Source organism: Streptomyces sp. CB01580 (assembly GCF_001905795.1).
Classification (GTDB): Bacteria; Actinomycetota; Actinomycetes; order Streptomycetales; family Streptomycetaceae; genus Streptomyces.
In genome coordinates this window covers 26418-50241 of sequence record NZ_LIXJ01000040.1, presented here as the reverse complement: position 1 = coordinate 50241, position 23824 = coordinate 26418, and the positions used below count along the sequence as shown (strand labels likewise).

Sequence of the window (23824 nt, the reverse complement as noted above, 5' to 3'; positions counted from 1 at the left end):
GGGAGGTGCCCGGGACGAGGGGCGCGGAGGGGTCAGGCGCGGGCGGACGACGCCAGCGCCAGGTAGACGGCGGCGAAGTCGGTGACCGCGAGGAGTTCGGCCAGGGCTTCGAGTGCGGTGCCGTCGTCCGGTTCGAGTTCGCTGATCGCCGTGTCGTGGCCGAGGGCCAGTTCGCGGGCGGCGGGGGCGGCGCTGAGACCGCCCGCCGGGCGGTCCCGGAGCAGGACGACGCGGGTGTGCAGGGGTTCCGGCTCCTCAACCCGGTCGCGGAAGAAGTCGTCGGGGTCGGCCCCGGCCGCGAAGGCGCCCGCCAGCAGCGCGCCGTGGGCGGGAAGGGCCTCGGGGAGTTCGGCGGCGAGGGCCGGACGGCCGGACAGTTCGGCGAGCACCGCGGCGAATCGGCGGCCCACCGGACCTGCCGTGTCCCCCTCGGTCCAGACGAGGGGGAGGCTGTCGGCGAGTTCGGCGGCGAGGGTCTTCGCCGGGTTGCTGTACGTGGCGATGGCCGGGCCGCAGCGTTCCGCGGTGCGGTCGAGGCGGTCGGCGACGCCCTGGAGCTCCTGGGCGGACGCGGTCACCAGGCCGACCCGGTCGAGCAGTGCGAGCAGCGGGGTGAACAGGGCCCAGAGCGTGCCCGGCCCGGCCGCCGACGTCTCCGCGTCGTACTCGCCGTAGGGGGCGGTGGCCATCGGTACGACGAGACCGCGCGCTCCGTCGATCGCCTCGCGCAGCGGTGACTGCCGTGGAGCGACCGCGACGACGCTGCAGCCGCGCCGGTACGCCTGTTCGGCGAGGAGGGAGAGGCCCGGCTCGGAACCGTCGGCCGTGACGATCAGCAGCAGGTCCACCGAGCCGGCCCAGCCGGGCAGCGCCCAGCGCAGGGCGCCCGCGGCGGGGGCGACCCCGGTGGGGTGGATGCGGGTGACGGGCGCGGAGGCGCCGGCGAGGGCGGTGATCAGGTCGGCGACGCCCGCCGCCGCGGTGCCGGAGCCCGCGAGGAGCACGGAACGGGGGCGGCCCTCCGGGTTCAGCCCGGCGATTCCGGCCTCGGCCGCGTGCCGGGCGGCGGTGCGGACCCGGGCTCCGGCCTCGGCGGCGCCGCGGAGCAGGCCCCGGCGGTCGGCCCGTGCCAGGGCGTCCGGGGCGTCGAGCAGCGACTCGTCGAGCATGGGGACGGTCCTCCGATCACCTGCTGATCACGATCACCTGCTGATCACCGTGCGGCCTCGGGCACGGATGCCACGAGGGCACGGATGCCGTGAAGGCACGGATGCCGTGAGGGCGCGGATGTCCTTCACTCGGCACGCGTACCGCTCACGCGGGCGCGTGCACCGCCGCAGGGCGGATGCCGCCGCCCGGGGCGGAACCCGTCACCGGGGGCGGCGGGCCTCGTCGACGAGGAGGACGGGGATGCCGTCCCGGACCGGGTAGGCCAGGCCGCAGTTCTCGCCGGTGCACACCAGCTCGGGGCTGTCGGCCGCCGACCGGTCGTCGAGCGGGGAGTGACAGGCCGGGCAGGCGAGGATCTCCAGAAGGCCGGCTTCGAGCGGCATGGGCGGGGTCCCTTCAGGCGTCTTCGGGCATTCGGTCAAGCGGTTCGCCCGCGCGCGCGGACCGGGCGACGTCAGCCTACCGCCGGGGTGCGGTGGGCGCGGCCCGGGTGGAGCGGCCCCGCGCGGTTCCGGCGGCCCCGCTCGCCGGGGCTCGACCGTCGGCGCCGCGCACGAGTGCGCGCGTCGGCGTCCCGGCCCCGGTCGTCAGTCGTCGGACGGGCCGGGGACGGCCCGGACGACGGCCAGCACCTCGTCCCGTACGGCGGTCATCGTCCGCCCGTCGCGGGCCTCGACGTTCAGGCGCAGCAGCGGTTCCGTGTTGGAGGCCCGCAGGTTGAACCACCAGTCCGGGCCCGTGACCGTCAGACCGTCCAGCTCGTCGGTCGTGACGCCGTCCCGGGGCGCGAAGGACGCGCGTACCGCCGCCGTACGGCCCGGCTGGTCGGCGACCGTGGAGTTGATCTCGCCGGAGCCGGTGTAGCGGTCGTACTGCGCGACCAGTTCGGACAGCGGCCCGGGTCGGCTCCCGAGCGCGGCCAGGACGTGCAGCGCGGCGAGCATGCCCGTGTCGGCGTTCCAGAAGTCGCGGAAGTAGTAGTGCGCGGAGTGCTCGCCGCCGAAGATCGCTCCGTGCGCGGCCATCTCCGCCTTGATGAAGGAGTGGCCCACGCGGGTGCGGACCGGGGTGCCGCCGTGTTCGCGGATCGCCTCGGGGACCGAGAGCGAGGTGATCAGGTTGTGGATGACGGTGCCCCGGCCGCCGTTGCGGTCGAGTTCCCGGGCGGCGACCAGGGCGGTGATCGCGGACGGTGAGACGCCCCTGCCGCGTTCGTCGACGACGAAGCAGCGGTCCGCGTCGCCGTCGAAGGCAAGGCCCAGATCGGCGTCCTCGGCCACGACGCGGGCCTGGAGGTCGACGAGGTTCTTCGGGTCGAGGGGGTTGGCCTCGTGGTTGGGGAACGTGCCGTCGAGCTCGAAGTACATCGGTACGAGGTCGACCGGGAGGCCGGCGAGGACGGTGGGCACCGTGTGGCCGCCCATGCCGTTGCCCGCGTCGACGACGACCTTCAGCGGGCGCATCGACGAGAGGTCGACGAGGGACAGCAGGTACGCGGCGTAGTCGGTCAGTGTCTCGCGTTCGGTGACGGTGCCGGGGGTGGCGACCGGTTCCGGCGCCCCGGCGTCGGACCACTTCTCGACCAGGGCGCGGATCTCGGCGAGGCCGGTGTCCTGGCCCACGGGTGCGGCGCCCGCCCGACAGAGCTTGATGCCGTTGTACCGGGCCGGATTGTGCGAGGCGGTGAACATGGCGCCGGGGAGGCCGAGGCTGCCGGAGGCGAAGTAGAGCTGGTCGGTCGAGCAGAGACCGATCAGGGTGACGTCCGCGCCGCGTGCCGCCGCGCCGCGGGCGAAGGCCGCCGAGAGGCCCGGCGACGAGGGCCGCATGTCGTGGCCGATCACGATCGCGTCCGCAGCGGTCACCTCGACGAACGCCGCCCCGAAGTATTCGGCCGACGATTCGTCCCACTGGTCGGGCACCACCCCGCGCACGTCGTACGCCTTCACGATCTGCGACAGGTCAGCAGCCACGGGCCGGTCCTCCTGAGTTCTCTGCGGTCCGCCCAAACTACCCGGCGCCCGTTCCAGCAGGTCCCGGGGGATCCGCCGCCTCAAAACGGCTCGGGTGCCACGGCTCCGCGAGGACCTTCCCGACGGCCATGGGGTCCAGGACCGACGGCCGGGCGGGGAGGGGCCGGCCGACAGGAGAACCGGCCGGGGTGAGGAGCGGTCAGGAGTCCGGGGAGCGGAGCACCCGCAGATGGCCGCGGCGCGCGACCTCCATCGGGTCGGCGGTCTGCGGGCCGCCGTTCCTGCCGTCACCGCCGCGGTCGTGCGGACGCGCCGCTTCCCGTACGGCATTGGCGAGCGCTTCGAGGTCGTCACCGCTGGGGCGCGGGGGGGCGGAGGGGTCGGAGAGACGGACGACTTCCCAGCCGCGTGGTGCGGTCAGCCGCTCACTGTGCTCGGCACAGAGGTCGTAGCAGTGGGGCTCGGCGTAGGTGGCGAGCGGGCCGAGGACCGCAGTCGAGTCGGCATAGACGTACGTCAGTGTCGCGACGGCAGGGCGGCCGCACGCGGTGCGCGAACAGCGACGTACAGGGCTCACGATGTTGGACGGTACCGCACTCTTGAGCGGGCTGCGACGACTCTCCCCCAGGTCACCCCACCGTGTCGCCCTGTGACCTCTGGCACAACTGTCTTTCGGACAACCTTCTGACCTGCGAGGGAACAGAGAAACGCAGGTCACGGCGGCAACGATTCCGGTCGCCGCTCGACACAAAAGCTGTCATTCAGCAGGAGAACACCGGTCGCGAGCCGGGCTTGAAACGGCCTGCTGTTTGGCCGGATTGTTCACGATTGGACAGGCCGACGCCCCGTCAGCAAGCGACGATCCGTACGCCCCGCCGGGGGTTACGCTGCGTCGGTGATGGACAGTCCCGTGCCTCCCCACCCGTCCGACCCCCGCCCACGCCGTCGTGACCGTCACGGCCGCGGCATGCGCGGGCCCCTGGCACCACCTCAGGTGCCGCTGTCGGTCAGCAGGGCGGAGAGCTTCCGCGATCTCGTGCAGGACTCCGTGGAGCGGCTGGAACGGCGCTGGCCGCAACTGGCCGATGTCGACTTCATGGTGCTGGACGTGCCCTCGGCCGATGCCTCGGAGGTGCGGGCGGAGACCGTACCTCTGGGGCGCGCGACGTCCGCGGAGAAGAACCGGCCCGCGCAGATCGTCGTCTACCGCCGGCCTGTCGAGATCCGCGCGAAGAGCCGTGACGAACGCGCTCTGCTGGTGCACGAGGTCGTCGTGGAGCAGGTCGCGGACTTGCTCGGGCTCTCGCCGGAGTCGGTGGATCCGCGGTACGGCCAGGAGTAGCGGAGCCGACGGGCACGGCGGGACCGGAGAGGGCGGAGGAGTCGGCGGGAACGGGACGGCGCGGCGGCCGGGCCGCCCCGCCGGGACACCCCGACCGCCGCGCCGCCGCGTCCGGTCGTCCAGCCACGTCCGGTCGCTCGCCGCGTCCGGTCGTCCAGCCGCGTTCAGTCGTCCAGGACCGACAGGTCCTGCACCGCGTCGGGCACCGCCACCGTTCCGCGATCGTCCGACAGGGTCTGCACGGTGAACATCTGGACGCCGTCCTGCGGGAGGCTGAGCGTGCGGGCGGCGTGGACCGGTCCGCCCGACTCCGTACGGACCGTCAGCGCGTAGCCGCCCTTGAGGCCCGACGGCACGGGCGGGGTGACCGCGAGGGTCGTACCGCCCTTGACCGTGTACGTCTTGACGACCTGTTCGCCGCCCTCGCTGCCCGCCGAGGCGATCACCTTCACGGTGCCGGTGGCGCCGGGCGCGGTGAGCGAGAGGGTCGACCCCTTGGCCCGGTTGTCCGCCGCCGTCGCCTGCGCGCCCACCGGACCGGTGGCCGGGATGTAGCCGGCCTCCCGGCCGTCGCCCTTGCCGCGGACCACGCGCAGCGCGGCCACCACCGGGGTGCCCTCGCCGCCCTTCGTCGGGCTCAGCAGCAGTGAGCCGGGTTCGCCCCTGGTGACGTCCTTCAGGTCGACGCCCGCCGTCATCCGCGACTTGACGTGCAGGCTCTCGTTCCCGACCGGTGAGATCGGGCCGCCCGGGCCGAGCAGTTGGATCTTCAGGTCGGCGTCGTCGTCGCCGGGCGCGAAGGCGACCAGACGGACGGATGTGGCGTCCGCCGGGATGCCGGGGAGCACCAGGGTGCCGTTCGGGGAGACGGAGGCGGCCAGCCAGTCGCTGCCGGTCGTATCGTCCGCGGTCCTCACGGCGGCGCCGACACGTCCGGTGCGGGTGGTGACGTGGGCGGTCACGTCCTCGACCGCCTCGCTGGTCAGCGTCGAGATCAGGACGCGGACGCCGGAACGGGCGGGCACCGTGATGCCCTCGCCGACGTCCGACTTGAGGCTGCCGTCCGGGCCGTACAGCTCGATGTCGGCGACGGCCGCGGTGTCGTCCGGGTTGGTGAGGTGGACGTAGTCCTCGCGGGACTTCGCGGTGCTCACGGCCGGGAACCAGAAGTCGGCGCCCGGCGAGGTGCAGCTGACACCGAGCAGGCCGCGGGCACCCGCCTCGACCACGGTGGTCTGCTGGGCGGCCCAGCCGGGGGCCAGGCGCCCGGTGGCGGTGCCCACCAGTGCGGGGGCGCCGGCCCCGGAGACCTCGGCGGTGACCGGCTTGCCGGGCTCCTTCAGGGAGAGGACGGGCTTCGTGGAGTCCGTCTTCCCGTCGCCCTTGCCGTCCTTGCCGCTCTTGCCGTCACCCTTGTCGTCCTTGCCGCCCTTGTCGTCCTTCTTCTTGTCCTCCTCCTTACCGCCGTCCCCCTTTCCGGTCCCGCCCGCGGTGCCGTCGGCCGTGGCCGCCGTGGACGGCGTCAGTTCGGCCGTACCGGCCCCGCCGCCTCCGCCGTCCGCGGCCGGGGTGTAGGCCGTGTACGTCGTCTCGGCGAGGTCCGAGCGGCCGGGCGCCGGGCAGAGCAGGCTGGACCGTTCGACCGGCAGCCGGGTGGCCGCCTTCGGTTCCGCCGCGCTCGTGTCGCCGGGCGCGGTCAGCACGGCGAATCCGGTGACGGCGGCGAGGGCTACGGTGCCCGCGATGAGGGACAGGCTGCTGGACTTCACTCGGACTCGCCTCGCGATGCGTTACCGGTCGGCCACGGGTTCTGGCCCGGGGCGGTGTTCTCGTCGGGGTTCTGCGGTTCGTACCCGCCCTGCCCGCCGTAGCCGGCCCGGCTGTCGTACGAGGCCGCCTGCGGGTCGTACTGCGGGACCTGCGGGTCGTACTGCTGGTGCTGCGGGTCGTACTGATGGTGCTGCGGGTCGTACTGATGGTGCTGCGGATGCTGATGGTGCTGCTGGGCGTAGCCGTACGGGTCGTAGGCGTTCGGGTCGTAGGTGTGCGTGTTGTAGGCGTTCGGGTCGTAGGCGTGCGGGTCGTGGGCGCCGTTCTGCGGGTACGGGTCAGCGGTGTGCTGGTCCTCCTGCGGCACGCCGTATCCGGCGTCCTGGTACGGGGCGTTCGGGTATGGCTGGTGGCCCGCGTCCTGGTACCGGCCCGCGTCCCACTCGCCGTACTGCTGCTGCGGAACGGCGTACGGGTCGCCTTCGACGCCGGGGACGAAGCCGTCCCGGGTCCCGTCGGTGTCCGGGGCGAAGCCGTCCGGTCCGTCCGCCCGGGGCCCGTAGGTCTCCTGACCGTCCGTCCGGCCGGGCTCGGGTCCCGTTCCCGGTTCGGTGTTCTGCTGGGCCGGGATGTACTCCCCCGCGGCGTCCTCCGCGCTCCCGCCCACGCTTCCGGCCGAGGCGGCCTCGGCCTCCGCACGGGCGGCGGCGCGGAGCCTGCGGGACCGGCGCCCCTCGCCCTCGGCCGGCTCCGCGGCCGCGGCCACGCCCTCCTCGGGCAGGTCGTCGTCGATCTCCCGGCGACGGCCCGGCAGCGCCATGACCACCAGCACCACGGCCAGCGCGCACTGGGCCCAGATCCAGGCGGTGTGGGTGAACGGCGCCTCGTACGTCAGGTCCAGACTGCCGCCCTCGGCCGGCAGTTCGAAGCCCTGGGCCCAGCCGTCGACGGTCTTCGGGGTCAGGGTGCGTCCGTCGAGCGTGGCACGCCAGTTCGGGTCGGCGGCGTCGGCGATCCGCAGCACGCGGCCGGGGCCGCCCGCCGGGATCTTCGTGTGCGCCTCGACGGGGAGGGAGCCCACCGGCAGCTGCTCGCCGTCGGCACCGGACGGGACGATCATGATGCGCGCGACCTGCCGGTCGACCCGCCACAGCGCGCTGCCGTCCAGCTGGCTGAGCCGGCTGAGACCGGGGGTCGTGTCGAGGACCCGGCTCATCTCCTTCGGGGCCCCGTCGCGGACCAGGACGTAACGGATCGCGAACCCGCTGAGCTGGCTGCCCTGGTCGGCGCCGGAGCCCGCGACGAGGTTGGCGACGACCTTGTCGAGGTGGCTGTTGCTGCCGCCCGCCTCGATCAGTTCGGCGTCGCCGAGCCGCGCGCCGGAGCCGCGCACCAGGGTGTACGAGACGGTGGCGGGCGAGGTGCCGCCGAGGACGAGGGTGCGCGGCTGGTCGCGGGTGGTGCTCTCCTCCGCGACGAACGCGGGCACCTGTACCGGGTCGCGGCGCTCCAGCGGGCCCGCGGCGCCGCCGATCATCCAGCCGGCGGCGGCCAGCACCGGAGCGAGGCCCGCGGCGAGGGCGATCAGCGCGGCGACGGGCTGGCGCCAGCCGAAGCTGAGTTCGGCGACGCGGACCCGGGCGCCGTCCGCCCCGACCACCGCGGCGGCGATCAGCGCGATCCCGTAGACGAGCGTGGCCGGGCCCGCCCAGGCGGAGCCGTTGGTGAGCGCGGCGAAGAACAGCGCCACCAGCGCCACCGCCCACGCGGTGCGCACCGCGAACTGCCGCTCCGCGCGCAGCAGCGCGGCCAGCGCGGCCAGCACGACGCCGAGCAGCAGCACGCCACCTGCGGCCTTGGGGCCGCCGGGGCTGATGCCGAGCAGGTCGAGCGCGGAGGCCGTGCCCGTACCGAGGTCGAGGCCCGCCTCCTTCAGGAAGCCGGACGGGTCGGCGAGGAGCGAGAGCGACCACGGCGCGAGGACCAGCATCGGCGTGCCGATCGCGGCGAGGAAGCGGAGGCCGTACGCGGCGATGTCCTGGCGGCGCAAGACCAGCACACCGATGCCGAGGACCACGGCCATCGGCCACACGACGGGGGTGAACGCCATCGCGACGGTGAGGAGCAGGGTGTACGTCCAGGTGGCGCGCCAGCTGCCGCGCGCGTCGCCGGTGGCGCGCATGCCGTGCGCGGAGACGGCGGCACGGGCGATCAGCGGGAGCAGGACGGCGAGTACGGCGGTGCCGAGGCGGCCGGTCGCGAGGGCGCCGGTCGCGGCGGGCAGGAAAGCGTACGCGACGCTCGCCCAGGCACGCAGCAGTCGGGACGGGAGCAGCGGGCGGGAGGCGAAGTACGCGGTGAGTCCGGCGAGCGGGACCGAACAGACCAGCAGCAGCGTGAGCGCGAAGCCGGTCGAGCCGAGGAACAGCGCGGACAGGGCCGAGATCACGGCGAGGTAGGGCGGTGCGGTCTGGGTGCCGCCGGTGCCGACCGGGTGCCAGCCGTCCGCGTACCGGCCCCACAGGTCGGAGACGTCGGCGGGCGCGGGCAGCAGGGCGCCGCCCGCGAGCACGCCGCCGCCGAGCAGTCCTCGGCAGGCGACGAGCGAGACGAGGAGGAGGACGGCGAAGAGCACCGGGCCGGGCTTGCGCCCGATCCGCTTCAGCCGCGCGAACTGTTCGATCTCCAGGAAGTCGGCGTCCTCGCCGCCGGGGCCGGACTCCACGGCGCCGCGCCGCGAGCCGCCCGAATCGGCGTCGGACCGGTTGCCGAGGTTCCCGGCGATCTGGTCGACGGTGGCCCGGACGGTGGCGCCGGGCGGCGGGAACAGACCGCGCAGTTCGGCCTGGTCGACGACGCCACCGGCGCGGGTGCGGCGGGCGGCGAGGATCCGTCCGGGGCGCAGCAGGGTGCCGACCAGCCCGGTGATCTCGTCGAGCGCCTGGCCGGGCACCTTGCCGACGAGGTAGGCGAGGGCCCGCAGGAGGCTGCCGACGACGAGCCGCAGCAGCACCCAGGGCAGCACCTTGCCGCGGGCGTTGGCCAGCATCGTGTAGGCGGCACCGGCCTTGTCGACGCGGTGCGGGGAGGCTACGGAGCGCCCCACGCAGTCGATGGGGCGGCGCTCACGGGCGGACGCCTCGGCGTGCCGGAGGACGGCGTCGGGGGCGACCAGGACCCGGTGTCCGGCGACGTGCGCGCGCCAGCACAGGTCGACGTCGTCGCGCATCAGCGGGAGCGCGCGGTCGAAACCGCCGAGCTCCTCCCAGACGTCACGGCGGATCAGCATCCCGGCGGTGGAGACGGAGAGCACGGTACGGACCTGGTCGTGCTGTCCCTGGTCCTGTTCGCGCCGGTCGAGGCCGGTCCAGCGGCGGCCGCTGTTGGCGATGGAGACGCCGACCTCGAGGAGCTGCTTGCGGTCGTACCAGCCGCGGAGCTTGGGGCCGACGATCGCGGCGTGCGGATCGTTGTCGACGACCCGCAGCAGCTCGGCGAGCGCGTCGGGCGCGGGCGCGCAGTCGTCGTGGAGCAGCCAGAGCCACTGCACGGGTTCGCCGTGCGGGAGCTCGGGGAGGTCGTAAGTGTCGTCGCGCCAGGTCTTGGTGACGGGGTCCCAGTTGCCGGGCCGCTTCAGGTACGGCAGGTCCTCGGGGGTGAGGACGCCGGCCGAACGGGCCGCCTCGTCGACGGCCGCGCCGAAACCGGTGCGCCGCGCGAGGTGCAGGACGCGGTCGGCGCCGAGCGCCTCGATGACCAGTCGGGCGGAGTCGTCGGCGCTTCCGGTGTCCGCGGCGACGGCGTTCTGTACGGGGCGTTCCTGCCCGAGCAGTCCGGCGAGCGCGTCGGGCAGCCAGCGCGCGCCGTCATGGGAGACGAGCACGGCGGTGACGACATGCCGGGGGAACTCGGGGGCGACGGCAGCCGCGTACGGCGCCGTCGTTTGGCTGTGCACGGACATCGAGGTACGGGCCCTCCGGCCGGGTCCGGGGGCGATTCCCCCGGGGGCTGCATCGGTGTACGCGCGCGCTCCGTCGGGGCGTTGGCGCGTCTCGGACGGGGCCCCAGACTAACGGTACGGCTCACCCGGTGGCGCCGAGCGCTCGGGCGGGGGCCGTGACGGCCGGTACCGGGGGACGCGGGAGCGGGCGGCGGGCTGCCTCGGGTGTCACGGTGGCGGCGGGGCGAGCCCCGGGCGACGCGCGAGCGGGCGGCCCGGCGGGGGCGGGTGCCACGAGAACGGGCAGCCGCACATGGTGATGGCCCGTCGTCCGCGTGCGGGTGGCGGGCGACGGGCCATGGTCGTGACGGCTCGTCCGGCTGTTCGGCCGTCGGCTACCGGTCGTCGGCCACCGGTTCCCGGTTGCCGGTCGTCCGTCGTCCGGCCCTCGCGGCATGCGGTTCCCGTGCGGGCTCCGCCCCACGCGGGGGCGCGGCGCTCCGACGCCATCGTTCCCTCGCCGATCTTCACCGATCCGCTCCGCCCGCCGGGTACGTACGCGACGGACCGGGCGGACGGTGGGCGCGATGGCGTCAGACGGCGGCCTTCTTCAGGCGGCGCCGCTCGCGCTCGGAGAGTCCGCCCCAGATACCGAAGCGTTCGTCGTTGGAGAGGGCGTACTCAAGGCATTCGGACCGCACTTCGCAGGCGAGACAGACCTTCTTGGCCTCGCGGGTGGATCCGCCCTTCTCGGGGAAGAAGGACTCGGGATCGGTCTGGGCGCACAGTGCGCGCTCCTGCCAGCCGAGTTCCTCGTCCGCGTCCTCGACCAGCAGTTGCTGGAACAGCTCGGTCATGTGCGCCCCTCGTCTGTCTCTTGCGTCCCCGTGATGCAGCCGTTGCTGATTACGGCCGAACGACACGAGTGAAATTACAAGTGTGTATCTCCAGGCCAGTCAAGCGAGGATCTGCTATTGGCTCCGGTATTCACTCTGCGGAACCAAGGGTATGCGGAAAGTGTGCAAATCAGCAAAAACCTGACATCTGACGTGGACCGCATCACACCCCCTCATCGAGAGAGACGAACGGGACCGCCTCCACGTTTCGGGCCGGCCGCCGAAGCGACCAAGATCACAGATAGATCACGAGGCCCCAACGACGTTTACCGGCGCGGTTGATGCGCCACATCTCCGCCACCATGACCGAATAAACCTTTCTGTACCCCAAAGCAGCCAGTTGGGGTGAACCATTACCTACAAAACGGACATCAAGTTGACAGGTGAGGGCGGCAGCCGGTCTCCTTGGTTCCATGCCAGCGACCGCAGCGACGTACGCCACCCACATCCGTGGGTTCCGTACGGCTGTCCAGGCCCGCTGTTGCTGTTCCAGCTGTCACAGCTGTTGATGCCGTAGGGCTCCGGCTCTGATCCAGCGCCTCCCGCTCCTCCCGCGAGGTTCCCGCCGCAGAGCGTCTTCGCAGAGCGCGTCCATCGAGAAGGCTCCTCAGCCGTCCGCAGAGGCTCCCTTCCGGCGCTCGCACGGTCTCCGGTGGCTCTCCCGCCCCTCCGCGACACCCGCACACGCACCCCACGCCGAGGAAACCGACCGCTTCCATGAACAGCGACAGCGACCTCCAGATCGCCGGCGACATCCTTGAGGTCCAGCACCTCCTCCAGCCCGCACGCGAGCACCCGTCCACCGTGGCCGAGTTCGCCGGGCTCGCCCGCCGCATCGCCTCCGACCGCACGCAGTGGGCGCCGCTCGTCCAGTACGACGCCACCACCCGCTGGTACCACCGGCTGCGCGCCGTTGCCCCGGTGACCGGCGTCTCCCGACCCGGAAAGTCCTCGGTCGGTTACGAGGTCTGGCTGCTGAGCTGGCTGCCCGGTCAGGGCAGCGGGCGCCACGACCACGGCCCGTCCTCCGGGCTGCTGACCGTCCTGGACGGCCGGCTGACCGAGCACACCGAGCGCGGCGCCCGCGCACTGGCCCCCGGAGCACAGCGCGTCTTCGCGCCCGGCTCCGTGCACGAGGTGATCAACGACTCCCTCGAACCGGCCGTCAGCCTGCACATCTACTACCCGGGCCTGACCGAGATGCCGATGCACACGGCGCACTGCACCCCGGTGACCGCGAACGCCTTGCCCGTGACCGCGAACGCCTTGCCCGTGGCCGCGAGCGCCGTACCCACGGCGGCGGACGCCGTACGCGCGGCCGTGGACGCCGCACGCGGCTGACGTCCGCCCCTCACCCGCGGACGACCACCCACTGCCCACTGCCCATCGCCCATCGCCCATCGCCCATCGCCCATCGCCCATCGCCCTGACAATGATCGGGCTTCGCCTGACAGACTGTCGGGCATGCGCATTGTGGTTCTGGCCGGCGGTATCGGTGGTGCTCGTTTCCTGCGCGGCCTCAAACGGGCCGCGCCCGACGCGGACATCACGGTGATCGGCAACACCGGCGACGACATCCATCTGTTCGGACTGAAGGTCTGCCCCGACCTCGACACCGTGATGTACACCCTCGGCGGCGGCATCAATGAGGAGCAGGGCTGGGGACGTGCGGACGAGAGCTTCCACGTCAAGGAGGAACTGGCGGCGTACGGGGTCGGGCCCGACTGGTTCGGCCTCGGCGACCGCGACTTCGCCACCCACATCGTCCGTACTCAGATGCTCGCCGCGGGCTATCCGCTGAGCGCCGTCACCGAGGCGCTCTGCGCGCGGTGGAAGCCGGGCGTCCGGCTGCTACCGATGTCCGACGACCGGGTGGAGACGCATGTGGCCGTCGATCTGGACGGCGAACGCAAGGCGATCCACTTCCAGGAGTACTGGGTGAGGCTGCGCGCCTCGGTCGAGGCGCAGGCGATCGTTCCGGTCGGCGCCGAGCAGGCCAAGCCGGCGCCGGGGGTGCTGGAAGCCCTCGCGGAGGCCGACGTCATCCTCTTCCCGCCGTCCAACCCCGTCGTGTCGGTGGGGACGATCCTGGCCGTGCCCGGGATCCGGGAGGCGATCGCCGAGGCCGGGGTGCCGGTCGTGGGCCTGTCCCCCATCGTCGGGGACGCGCCCGTGCGCGGGATGGCGGACAAGGTGCTCGCCGCGGTGGGCGTCGAGTCGACGGCGGCGGCCGTGGCCGAGCACTACGGCTCCGGGCTGCTCGACGGCTGGCTCGTCGACACGGTGGACGCCGGGGCGGTCGACACGGTGGAGGCGGCGGGCATCCGCTGCCGTTCCGTGCCGCTGATGATGACGAACGTCGACGCGGCGGCCGAGATGGCCCGGCAGGCTCTGGCGCTGGCCGAGGAGGTACGGACATGAGCGCCGCCGGGGCGGCCCGCGACCCGGCCTTCGGCGAGACGACCGGTGCGGGCTCCGGAGAAGCGGCCGATGCGCTCCCCGCGGAAGCGGCCGGTGCGGCCTTCGACGAGGCGCCCTCGTACCGGGTCCGGGCACTGCCCGGGATTCCCGAGGTGCGGGCCGGTGACGACCTGGCGAAGCTGATCGCCTCCACCGGTCCTGGGCTGGTCGACGGGGACGTCCTGCTGGTCACGTCGAAGATTGTCTCCAAGGCGGAGGGCCGGATCGTCGAGGCCGCCGACCGGGAGGCGGCGATCGACGCCGAGACGGTACGGGTGGTGGCGCGGCGCGGCGCGCTGCGGATCGTCGAGAACCGGCAGGGTCTCGTCATGGCGGCGGCCGGGGTCGACGCCTCGAACACCCCCGCCGGGACGGTGCTGTTGCTGCCCGAGGACCCGGACCGCTCGGCGCGCGCGATCCGGGACGGGCTGCGGGACGCCCTCGGCGTCGAGGTCGGGGTCGTCGTCACGGACACCTTCGGACGCCCCTGGCGCAGCGGGCTCACCGATGTCGCGATCGGGGCGGCCGGGGTCCGGGTGCTGGACGATCTGCGCGGCGGGACGGACACGTACGGCAATCCGCTCGGCGCGACCGTGGTCGCCACCGCCGACGAACTGGCCGCCGCCGGTGACCTGGTCAAGGGCAAGGCGTCGGGGCTGCCGGTCGCGGTGGTGCGCGGGCTCGGCCATGTCGTGGCCCCTGCGGACTCGCCGGACTCCGCGGGCGGGGCGCGGGCGCTGGTGCGCGACGCGGCCGACGACATGTTCCGTCTCGGCACCTCGGAGGCGGTGCGGGAGGCGTTGACCCTGCGGCGCACGGTGCGCGAGTTCGCCGACGAACCGGTGGACCCGGGCGCGGTGCGGCGGGCCGTGGCCGCGGCGGTGACGGCGCCCGCTCCGCATCACACGACGCCGTGGCGGTTCGTGCTGCTGGAGTCCGAGGAGTCGCGGACCCGACTGCTCGACGCGATGCGGGAGGCATGGATCGCGGACCTGCGCGGGGACGGGAAGAGCGAGGAGTCGATCGCTAAGCGGGTACGGCGGGGCGATGTGCTGCGCCGGGCGCCGTATCTGGCGGTGCCGTGCCTGGTGATGGACGGCTCCCACACCTACGGGGACGAGCGGCGGGACACCGCGGAGCGCGAGATGTTCGTGGTCGCCGCGGGGGCCGGGATCCAGAACTTCCTGGTGGCGCTGGCGGGCGAACGGCTCGGCTCGGCGTGGGTGTCCTCGACGATGTTCTGCCGTGACGTGGTGCGCGAGGTGCTGGACCTGCCGGAATCGTGGGATCCGCTGGGCGCGGTCGCGATCGGGCGGGCGGCGGTCGCGCCCACGGCACGGGACGCGCGGGATCCGGAGGCGTTCATCACGGTGCGGTGAGCCAGCGCGCCGGGCGAACGCGATGAGCGAGCCGCGGCGGACGAGCGTGATGGGCTGCACAGGGCTCGGTGTTCCGCCCGGCCCGGAGCCCTGCCGCACCGGCTCGGCGTTCTTGTCGTACGGCTCGGGGCTCGCGCGGGCGGTCCTCCGCCGTCTCCGGTCCCGCGCCGCTTCACAGGCGGGCGATGTCGCCCCGGGTCATGCGCGGGGCCCGGCGGGGCGGGACGCGGCCGGAGAGCAGGATGAGGCGGGTGGCCCGGTGCCGCTGGCCCTCGTAGGGGGCGAGCAGGGCCAGCATCTCCTCGTCGTCCGCGTGCCGGTTGTCCGCCAGGGCGTGGCCGACGATGCCCGGGAGGTGGAGGTCGCCGACCGTGACCGCGTCCGCCGCGCCGTTCGACCGCTGGAGGGTCTCGGCCGCGGTCCAGGGGCCGATGCCGGGCACGAGGCGCAGTCGGGCCGTGGCCTCCGGGAGGTCCATGCCGGCCGCCTCCTCCAGGCGGCGGGCCACCCGCACCGCGCGCAGGATCGTGGCCGAGCGCTTCGCGTCGACGCCCGCGCGGTGCCACTCCCAGGACGGGACCAGCGACCAGGTGCGGGGGTCCGGCATGACGTACAGACCGAGGGCGGCGAACGCGGCGTCGTCCGTCGGCCCGGGCGCCGGAGTGCCGTGGGCGCGGACCAGGTAGCGCCAGGCCCGGTACGCCTCGTCCGTGGTGACCTTCTGCTCCAGCACCGAGGGAATCAGGGACTCCAGGACCAGGCCGGTGCGCAGCAGACGAAGTCCGGGGCGCCGGTGCCGGGTCACGGCGAGCAGTCGGTGGTACGGACGGAAGGCGTCCGGGTCGTCCTCCGCGCCGAGCAGGGTCGGGAGGCGGTCCAGCAGCCAGGGCGCGCCCGGCCCCCAGGCCGCCGCCTCGATCCGGCCGCCCTGGTCGGAGAGGCGGAGGGTGCCGGGGCCCGTCGGCGTGCGGCCGGTCCGCCAGACCGTTCCGTCCCGGGTGATCCGGAAGGTGGGGTCGGCGGGGCCCCGGCGCAGCGGGCCGAGGACGAGACGCAGGTCGAGCGGGCCGGGCGGGGTCCAGTCGCGGGTCGGCGCGTCCTTCGCCGGCGCCGCCGCCTGGCGCACGACGGCTGCGCGAGGGGTGGTGCGGGGGGCGAATCGTCCTGCCACGGATGAGGTCCTCGGTCGTCGGGGTGCCTGTCGAGGGTAACGGCCCGAGGAGCGACAGGGAGCGGGCTCGCGCCTCTCTGCGGTTCCACCCGCAGCGCCGTCGTCGGTCGCCGATGCGCCGCGTCGCCCCTCCCCCGCCTCGCGATCGAAGCCGCACGACGACGCTCCCTGAGCCACTCCCTGTGGTCCCCAGGCCGTGGGCACGTCGTCCCCAGGCCGTGGGCACAGGGACGGGTGCCCGGCTGGGGGCAGCCATCCGCCCCTTCTTCTTCCTCTTCTTCCGTTTGCTCTGTTTCCGCTATTCGTCGGACGAGAAGCGCACCGCCGCGTCCGGCAGGACCGCCCCGCACCAGACGCGCATGCCGCCCAGCAGTTCGTTGTCGGCACCGACCCGCGCCCCGTCCCCGATCACCGCGTCGTCGACCACCGTCCGGCTGCCGATCCTGGCACCGGCTCCGACCAGCGAGTCCGTGATCACCGCTCCGGGTTCGATCACCGCTCCGGCCAGCACCGCGGACCCGGCTATCCGGGCTCCCTCGCCGATCAGGGCGCCCTCGCCGACCACCGTTCCGCCGGTGAGCTTGGCGTCGGCGGCCACGGAGGCGGTCGGCAGGACGAGCCGTTCGCCACAGCGCCCGGGAACGGCCGGGGAAGGGGCGCGGCCGAGCACCAGGTCGGCGGAGCCGCGCACGAAGGCGCGCGGGGTGCCGAGGTCCAGCCAGTAGGTGGAGTCGACCATGCCCTGGAGATGGGCGCCGGAGGCCAGCAGTCCGGGGAAGGTCTCGCGTTCGACGGAGACCGGGCGGCCGGCCGGGATGGTGTCGATGACCGAGCGGCGGAAGATGTACGCCCCGGCGTTGATCTGGTCGGTGACGATCTGCTCGGGCGTCTCGGGCTTCTCCAGGAACGCGGTGACCCTGCCGCTGCCGTCCGTCGGCACGAGCCCGAAGGCGCGCGGGTCCTCGACGCGGGTGAGGTGGAGCGAGACGTCCGCCCCCGAGGTGGTGTGCGTGGCGACCAGGGCCCGGATGTCGAGGCCGGTCAGGATGTCGCCGTTGAAGATGAGCACCGGTTCGTCGGGTCCCGAGGTGAGCCGGGACGCGACGTTGCGTATCGCGCCGCCGGTGCCCAGCGGTTCGCGTTCGGTGACGTACTCGATGTGGAGGCCGAACCTCGAACCGTCCCCGAAGTACGGCTCGAAGACCTCCGCCAGATACGAGGTGGCGAGCACGATGTGCTCGACCCCGGCGGCCCGGGCGCGTGCCAGCTGGTGCGTCAGGAAGGGGACGCCCGCTGCCGGGACCATGGGCTTGGGGGTGTGCACCGTGAGCGGGCGCAGCCGGGTGCCCTTGCCGCCCACCAGGAGGATCGCTTCTCTTGCCTGTGTCACAGCGCTGACTCTGCTTCCTGGTGGGGCCCTGCCTCGTTCGGCTGGCCAGTGTATGCAGACCGGTTCGTACGCATCCGGCTCCGGTCCGCCCCGGTCGTGCCCGGTCGGCCCGCGAGGTCCGCTGCGCCCTTTCGGCGGCGTCCCGTCCGGGCCCCGGAGACCGCCTGCGGCGCGTCCCCGGAAACCGTCCGGTGCCGCCCGGGGTCAGCGTCCCTGGAGACGCGCGGAACTGGTGCGGGCCGAGCCGAGCTTCTTGTAAAGACGCGCTCCGGGGCATTCGGTTGCGAAGCCGTCCCGGTGGCCCGAGATGACGTTGAGTCTGACCTTCTTGCCCTTCTTGAACTTGTTGCCGCCACCCGAGACGAGCGTGGTCCGGCCGCTCGGATCGGCGCCGAACAGGCCGAGCTTCCACGCGGTGAGCTTGGCGACGGCGTTCACCGCGGCGGCGGACGGGTTTGCGTTGCTGAAGGTGCCGAGCACCGCGATGCCCATGCTGTTGCTGTTGAAACCGAGTGTGTGCGCTCCCAGGACCGCCTTCGTCACGCCGCCCGCCCGCCCTTCGTAGATGTTGCCGCACTTGTCGACGGCGAAGTTGTAGCCGAAGTCCCGCCAGCCGTTGCTCTTGACGTGGTACCGGTAGATGCCGCGCAGGACCGCGGGCGCCTGGGAACACGTGTAGCTGTTGCCCGTGGCGCTGTGGTGGATGAACGCGGCCTTGACGGTCTTGGTGTACACGAAGGCGCGTTCCCTGAGCTTCTCGTCGGCACCCCAGCCCTTGCGGGTGATGATGCGCGGGCGGGGGCCGATGTACGGCTGGGCGCCGGGCGCGCGCCCGGTCTCCGCCTCGCTCCGTGCCTCGGTCTCCGCCTTGTCGAGGGCGGGGAGCACGGTCCCGCCGAGCGAAGCGGCGTGGAGCGGGGTACGGCCGTCCCCGGAACTCCAGATGCCCCATGCGTCCCGGGCTGCCTCGACTGCCTCGGCACCCGTGGCGGCCTGGGCACCGGCCGCCGCCGCGACGGACTCCGTGAGGTCCGCGAGACCCGCGAAGTCCGTGCCGTCCGCGTCCTCGGCGCTCCCGGTCGCGCCGACGGCCCCTGTGGTGCCGGTGCTTCCGGTGGTCCCGGTGTCTTCGGTGCTCCGGCCGGTCTCGGCCGGGACCCGCCGCGCTTCCCGGCCGGGGTCGACGAGTTCGAGGCGCAGACCGGTGGGCAGGGACGCGGCTGAACCGGCCCGGTCCTGGGAGCCCCGGGGGTCACGAGCACCGTGCGAGTCATGAGAATCGTCGGACTCATGGGAGTCGTGGGAGTCACGAGCGCCCTGCGATTCATGAGTGCCATGGGCATCATGAGTGCCGTGCCGATGGGAGTCCGGGCCCCCTGGACGTACGCGCACCGCGACACCGTCCGAGTCGCCGACCCAGAGCGGGGCGGTGGAGCCGCGGACACCGCCGGACCCGCGCTCGGTGCTCCCGGGGTCGGCTGCGTGCTCGGCGTTGTGCGTCTCCAGGTCCTGCCAGTCGGACCAGCGGCCGGTGCCGCGGGCGCGGGTACGGACCTGGACGGTCCCGTGCAGTTCGGTGTCCGGGTCGTCCCATACGACGCCGACCAGCGAGAACGGGCGGACCGTGCGCTCGGTGAGCCCCTGTCCGGCGGCCCCGGCGGCCCGAGTGGGGTCGTCGGTGGCCGGGCCGGAGGGGTCCGCCAGGGGCACCATCGCCAGGGACTGCGTCGACCCCGGCACGCCAAAGGGCCCGGCGGACTCGGCGGGGGCGGAGTCGGTGTCGGGAGCGGCGCCCGCGGGCCCGGCCGAGGACAGCACGAGCACCGCCGCACAGGTGACGCCGATCGCGGATGCAAGAAAGGCACGCATGCAAACAATCTTGGGCATAATCTGACAACTCCGTCCACCGGTGCACTCCCCCGCACTTGACGGCTCGTCTGCCGAACCGGTGCTCCCGCTCCCCGTCCGCCCGCCCCGGCGCTCTGCGGCCGCGTACCCTTGCGCGGATGAACGCCACCGACCGCACCCCCGCCGACCTGCTGCGTTCCGCGCTCGCCACGGACCCGGCCCGTCCCTTGGTCACCTTCTACGACGACGCCACCGGAGAACGGGTGGAACTGTCGGTGGCCACCTTCGCCAATTGGGTGGCCAAGACCGCCAATCTGCTGCAGGGCGACCTCGCCGCCGAGCCCGGTGACCGGCTCGCCCTGCTGCTGCCCGCGCACTGGCAGTCGGCGGTGTGGCTGCTCGCCTGCTCCTCGGTCGGCGTCATCGCCGACGTACAGGGCGACCCGGCCGACGCCGACCTCGTCGTCAGCGGCCCGGACGCGCTGGAGGCCGCGCGCGCCTGCTCCGGCGAGCGGGTCGCGTTGGCGCTGCGCCCGCTGGGCGGCAGGTTCCCGCAGGCCCCCGAGGGGTTCGCGGACTACGCGGTCGAGGTGCCGGGCCAGGGCGACCGGTTCGCCCCGTTCGCCCCCGTGGACCCGGACGCCCCCGCGCTTGCGGTGGGCGGCGCCGAGCTGACGGCGGCGCAGTTGGTGGCGCGGGCCCGCGAGGACGCCGCCGGGCTCGGCCTGACCGCGGGGTCGCGGCTGCTGACCGGGCGCCCGTACGACAGCTGGGAGGGACTGAGCGCGGGGCTGTTCGCACCGCTGGCCGCGGGTGGCTCCGTGGTCCTGTGCCGCCACCTGGAGCAGTTGGGTGAGGACGGCCTGGCGAAGCGCGTCGAAAGCGAGCGGGTCACCAACACCGTGGTATGACAAGAGCCCTGATAGTCACTCATCCGGCCCATACCGGGCCGAGTTTTCAGGACTGCTCGTCAACTCCAGTACATGATCGGCGATACCGGCCACCCGGGACACAACCAAGCGTGAGGTTCAGCCGTCTACTCCTGCAACCGGCGGCCCAGCGCGCCGCCGATCGTGAAGGATGGACGCAGACGTGAGCGAAAGCGCCGACCCGCCGGGCGACTCCGACGGCCCGGGGGCGGGCTCGAAGGACGTCCCGGCCGCCGGCCGGGACGCCGACGGCCCCGGCGCGGACGGCGGCGGGCCGGTGGCAAACCCCGACGCGCCGCGCGGACGCCACTGGCCGCGCTGGACCGCGCTCGGCGCCTCGCTCGTCGTCCTGGCCGCCGCGGGCGTCGGCTCGTGGCTGTACCGGAAGCTCGACGCCAACATCAAGACGGACACCTCGGCCGCCGCCGAGCTGCGTGTGTACGAGCGGGAGCGGCCCGCCACCGTGGTGCGCGACGCGGAGAACATCCTGCTCATCGGCTCCGACACCCGGGCCGGCGACAACCGCGCGTACGGCCGTGACGACGGCGGCAGCCAGCGCTCGGACACCACGATCCTGCTCCATCTGGCCGCGGACCGGGAGAGCGTCACCGCGATCTCCCTGCCGCGCGACCTGATGGTGGAGATCCCGGTCTGTCACAGACCCGGCGGCGCGGCCACGAAGAAGCAGTTCGCCCAGTTCAACTGGGCCTACCAGTTCGGCGGCACCGCCTGCACGATCCGCACGGTCGAGAAGCTGACCGGCATCCGGATCGACCACCAGATGGTCGTCGACTTCAACGGGTTCAAGGACATGGTCGACGCCGTCGGCGGGGTCGAGGTGTGCCTGAAGAAGCCGGTCGACGACCCCGACGCGCGGCTGAAGCTCCCCGCCGGACGCCAGAAGCTCGACGGCGAGCAGGCGCTGGGGTACGTACGGGCCCGCAAGTCCATCGGCGACGGCAGCGACACCGAGCGGATGGACCGCCAGCAGCAGTTCCTGGGCGCGCTGGTGAACAAGATGCAGAGCGACGGCGTCCTGCTCAATCCGACCCGCCTGTACCCGGTGCTGGACGCGGCCACGAAGTCGCTGACCACGGACCCGGGACTGGACAGCCTCAGTGACCTGTACGACCTGGTGCGCGAACTGCGCGACGTACCGACCGACAAGGTGCAGTTCCTGACCGTGCCCCGGCGGCCGTACGGACCCGACCCGAACCGGGACGAACTCGTCCAGCCCGATGCAAAACAGCTCTTCGGCCGGCTGCGCGCGGACGCCCCGGTCACGGTGGTCCCCGCGGACCGGATCGAGCGTGACGACCGGAAGAACCTCAACGGTGACAACGGGAAGAACAGCGGGAAAAACAATGCCTCTGCCGATACTCCGGGCGCCGCGAGCCCGAACCCCACCCCCACCTATTCGGGCAACAACGCGGCGGTGGACCCGTGTCGGCGGTAAAGCAATTCTCAAGCAGGAGCCGGTGATCGGCGTGTAATGACCAGAATGACCAGTTGTAAGGACCGTGGAATTTGTCACGCACGTCGCTCAACGCCGAACTGGGCCGATAGTGTGACGCGATCCGGTGCTTCCGGCCGTCAGGCCGCGCACTTCTGGAGCGAAAGATCGGGCGCCTGACCGGGGCAGGCGCCTCGCGTGGCACCGACGGAGGACTCAAACAACCGTGGATGCGCAAAGCCGTGGGCGGGCGGATGAATTCGACCCCGCAGACCAGTGGGTACTCAACCCGAACACCGGCGATTACGAACTGCGACTGAACAATTCCGGAGGGGATTCGGCCGCCGCTTCCCAGGCGCCGGGTCCACGCGTTCCCCGTCGCAGAGAAGCAGAAGACGTTCGTGACACCGGCGGCCCTCGCGGGGAATCGGCGCGCGGCGGCGAGCGCGGGGAATCGGTCCGTGACGAGGATCGGCGCCGGGGCGCGGGCCGCGACGAGCAGGGGTCCGGCACCTCCCCGCTCGGCGAGGTGCCCGAGCAACGCGGTCGCCGTTCGGCGGGCGGCGCGCGTGGCAAGGGGGGTTCCGGCCAAGCCGAGACGGCGGGCCGGCGCAGCCGCAAGGCGCCCAAGGCGCGCCGCAAGAAGGCCCTGCTGTGGACGGGCGGCACGATGGCGTTCGTGCTGGTCGGCCTGTCGGTGGGCGGGTACGCGCTGTACCAGCACTTCAACGGCAACCTGAACACGGTCGACGTGGGCTCGGCGGGCAACAAGAACGTCTTCGACAACGACGCCCCGGTCAACATTCTGATCATCGGGACCGACAAGCGCACCGGCAAGGGCAACGAGGGCTACGGCGACAAGGGCAGCGTGGGCCACGCCGACACCAACATCCTCTTCCACGTCTCCGAGGACCGCTCCAACGCGACGGCGCTCAGCATCCCGCGCGACATGATCACCAACATCCCGGAGTGCAGCACCAAGCAGCCGGACGGCTCGGAGAAGACCATTCCGGGGACGGCGGGCGTCCGCTTCAACGAGAGCCTCGGCCAGGAGGGCCGCGACCCGGGCTGCACCATGCGCACGGTCGAGGAGATCACCGGCCTGAAGGTCGACCACTTCATGATGGTCGACTTCAACGCGGTCAAGGAGTTGTCCACCGCGGTCGGCGGCGTCCAGGTCTGCCTGGCCAAACCGGTCAAGGACAAGGACTCGCACCTGGACCTGTCGGCCGGTGAGCACCGCATCCAGGGCGAGGACGCCCTCGCGTTCGTACGGACCCGGCACAGCTTCGGCAACAAGAGCGACCTGGACCGGATCCAGGTCCAGCAGCAGTTCATCAGCTCGATGATCCGTCAGATGCAGTCGGACGACACCCTGACCAGCCCGACCAAGCTGTTCAAGCTGGCGAACGCGGTGATCAATGCGCTCACCGTCGACTCCGGCATCGGCTCGGTGACGAAGCTGACGCAACTGGCCCAGGAACTCGGCAAGGTCGACACCAAGAACATCACCTTCGTGACGGTGCCGGTGCTGGACAACCCGGCCGAGAAGGTCCCGGTCACCGTCGTGCTGAACGAGGGCAAGGCAGGCCCGCTGTTCGCCATGATGCGCGAGGACACCTCGCTCACCGAGGTGAACGCGCAGAAGAAGAAGGCGAAGAGCAAGCAGGACGCGCTCCTCAAGGGGCCCAGGGCGAACGCGGCCGACGTACGCGTCGACGTGTACAACGGCGGCGACATCGGCGGCGCCGCGCAGGAGACCGTCGTCTGGTTGCAGAACAACAAGGGCGTGCTCAAGTCCACCAACAAGGCCAACGCCCCGGCGAAGACCGCGAAGACGACGCTGGAGTACGCGCCGAACCAGGCGGACCAGGCCCGTGCCCTCGCCGACATGATGGGCCTGCCCTCCTCCGCGATGAAGCAGGGCACCACGGACGCCGAGGGGCTTCAGGCGATGGTCCTGACCCTGGGCGCCGATTTCAAGGGCGCGGGCATTCCCATAGCGGCACCGGCGAAGGCGCCGGAAGGTGTCCAGCAGGCCAACGCCGCCAAGGCAGAATGCGCCAAGTGACACCGGGTCACCGCGCCACACCACGAGTCTGA

18 protein-coding genes are annotated in these 23824 nt (G+C 72.8%); 7 read left to right on the top strand and 11 right to left on the bottom strand.

The features are described from left to right. Nucleotides 1-32: 32 nt before the first annotated feature. From AMK22_RS34255 to AMK22_RS34240, 4 genes are all read right to left on the bottom strand, one after another. Nucleotides 33-1169: an SIS domain-containing protein gene (locus AMK22_RS34255; RefSeq protein WP_073791362.1), complete on the bottom strand. Its 1137-nt coding sequence runs from the start codon at nt 1167-1169 to the stop codon at nt 33-35. Between the two features lie 201 nt (nt 1170-1370). Continuing rightward, nucleotides 1371-1553: a Trm112 family protein gene (locus tag AMK22_RS34250; RefSeq protein ID WP_073791360.1), complete on the bottom strand. Its 183-nt coding sequence runs from the start codon at nt 1551-1553 to the stop codon at nt 1371-1373. 204 nt (nt 1554-1757) lie between these two features. Then, nucleotides 1758-3143, bottom strand: coding sequence for a phosphomannomutase/phosphoglucomutase (locus AMK22_RS34245; protein WP_073791359.1), 1386 nt, complete (start codon nt 3141-3143; stop codon nt 1758-1760). Nucleotides 3144-3342: 199 nt separating this feature from the next. Continuing rightward, nucleotides 3343-3720 (bottom strand): DUF3499 domain-containing protein, encoded by a 378-nt coding sequence (locus tag AMK22_RS34240; protein ID WP_199883392.1) that lies wholly within the window; start codon nt 3718-3720, stop codon nt 3343-3345. A gap of 321 nt (nt 3721-4041) precedes the next feature. On the opposite strand from AMK22_RS34240, the gene AMK22_RS34235 reads away from it, so the two are divergent. Then, on the top strand, nt 4042-4485 hold the full coding sequence (locus AMK22_RS34235; protein WP_073791377.1) for a metallopeptidase family protein: 444 nt from the start codon (nt 4042-4044) through the stop codon (nt 4483-4485). A gap of 164 nt (nt 4486-4649) precedes the next feature. Here the strand turns inward: AMK22_RS34235 and AMK22_RS34230 are convergent, their stop codons facing one another. The 4 genes from AMK22_RS34230 to AMK22_RS40400 form a co-directional block, all read right to left on the bottom strand. After that, nucleotides 4650-6254 (bottom strand): DUF5719 family protein, encoded by a 1605-nt coding sequence (locus AMK22_RS34230; protein ID WP_073791357.1) that lies wholly within the window; start codon nt 6252-6254, stop codon nt 4650-4652. After that, on the bottom strand, nt 6251-10216 hold the full coding sequence (locus AMK22_RS34225; RefSeq protein WP_073791356.1) for a glycosyltransferase: 3966 nt from the start codon (nt 10214-10216) through the stop codon (nt 6251-6253). Before AMK22_RS34225 ends, AMK22_RS34230 begins: the two co-directional genes overlap by 4 nt. A gap of 572 nt (nt 10217-10788) precedes the next feature. Beyond that, nucleotides 10789-11052 (bottom strand): WhiB family transcriptional regulator, encoded by a 264-nt coding sequence (locus AMK22_RS34220; protein ID WP_030927001.1) that lies wholly within the window; start codon nt 11050-11052, stop codon nt 10789-10791. A 274-nt stretch (nt 11053-11326) separates the two neighbouring features. Then, entirely contained in the window at nt 11327-11533 is a 207-nt protein-coding gene (locus AMK22_RS40400) for a hypothetical protein (protein ID WP_206780485.1), read from the bottom strand. 275 nt (nt 11534-11808) lie between these two features. Here AMK22_RS40400 and AMK22_RS34210 point away from each other — a divergent pair, with 275 nt between their 5' ends. From AMK22_RS34210 to AMK22_RS34195, 3 genes are all read left to right on the top strand, one after another. After that, nucleotides 11809-12432, top strand: coding sequence for a cysteine dioxygenase (locus AMK22_RS34210; RefSeq protein WP_079186563.1), 624 nt, complete (start codon nt 11809-11811; stop codon nt 12430-12432). Nucleotides 12433-12555: 123 nt separating this feature from the next. Further along, complete coding sequence (gene cofD, locus AMK22_RS34200) at nt 12556-13512, top strand: 2-phospho-L-lactate transferase (protein ID WP_073791354.1); 957 nt, start codon at nt 12556-12558, stop codon at nt 13510-13512. After that, nucleotides 13509-14930 (top strand): coenzyme F420-0:L-glutamate ligase, encoded by a 1422-nt coding sequence (locus AMK22_RS34195; protein ID WP_079186562.1) that lies wholly within the window; start codon nt 13509-13511, stop codon nt 14928-14930. Before cofD ends, AMK22_RS34195 begins: the two co-directional genes overlap by 4 nt. A gap of 172 nt (nt 14931-15102) precedes the next feature. Here the strand turns inward: AMK22_RS34195 and AMK22_RS34190 are convergent, their stop codons facing one another. The 3 genes from AMK22_RS34190 to AMK22_RS34180 all read right to left on the bottom strand — a co-directional run bounded on the left by AMK22_RS34190 (nt 15103) and on the right by AMK22_RS34180 (nt 19360). Continuing rightward, entirely contained in the window at nt 15103-16101 is a 999-nt protein-coding gene (locus AMK22_RS34190; RefSeq protein ID WP_073791352.1) for a DNA-3-methyladenine glycosylase family protein, read from the bottom strand. A gap of 298 nt (nt 16102-16399) precedes the next feature. Further along, nucleotides 16400-17491: a nucleotidyltransferase family protein gene (locus AMK22_RS34185; protein ID WP_073791351.1), complete on the bottom strand. Its 1092-nt coding sequence runs from the start codon at nt 17489-17491 to the stop codon at nt 16400-16402. A 204-nt stretch (nt 17492-17695) separates the two neighbouring features. Beyond that, a complete protein-coding gene (locus AMK22_RS34180) occupies nt 17696-19360 on the bottom strand; it encodes a peptidoglycan recognition protein family protein (RefSeq protein WP_073791349.1) in 1665 nt (554 codons plus the stop codon). Nucleotides 19361-19497: 137 nt separating this feature from the next. Between AMK22_RS34180 and AMK22_RS34175 the strand changes: the two genes are divergently transcribed. The 3 genes from AMK22_RS34175 to AMK22_RS34165 all read left to right on the top strand — a co-directional run bounded on the left by AMK22_RS34175 (nt 19498) and on the right by AMK22_RS34165 (nt 23792). Beyond that, a complete protein-coding gene (locus AMK22_RS34175; protein WP_073791348.1) occupies nt 19498-20250 on the top strand; it encodes a TIGR03089 family protein in 753 nt (250 codons plus the stop codon). A gap of 169 nt (nt 20251-20419) precedes the next feature. Then, entirely contained in the window at nt 20420-21724 is a 1305-nt protein-coding gene (locus AMK22_RS34170; RefSeq protein WP_073791347.1) for an LCP family protein, read from the top strand. A 223-nt stretch (nt 21725-21947) separates the two neighbouring features. Continuing rightward, nucleotides 21948-23792, top strand: a complete 1845-nt coding sequence (locus AMK22_RS34165) for an LCP family protein (protein ID WP_073791346.1) — start codon at nt 21948-21950, stop codon at nt 23790-23792. Nucleotides 23793-23824 lie beyond the last annotated feature (32 nt).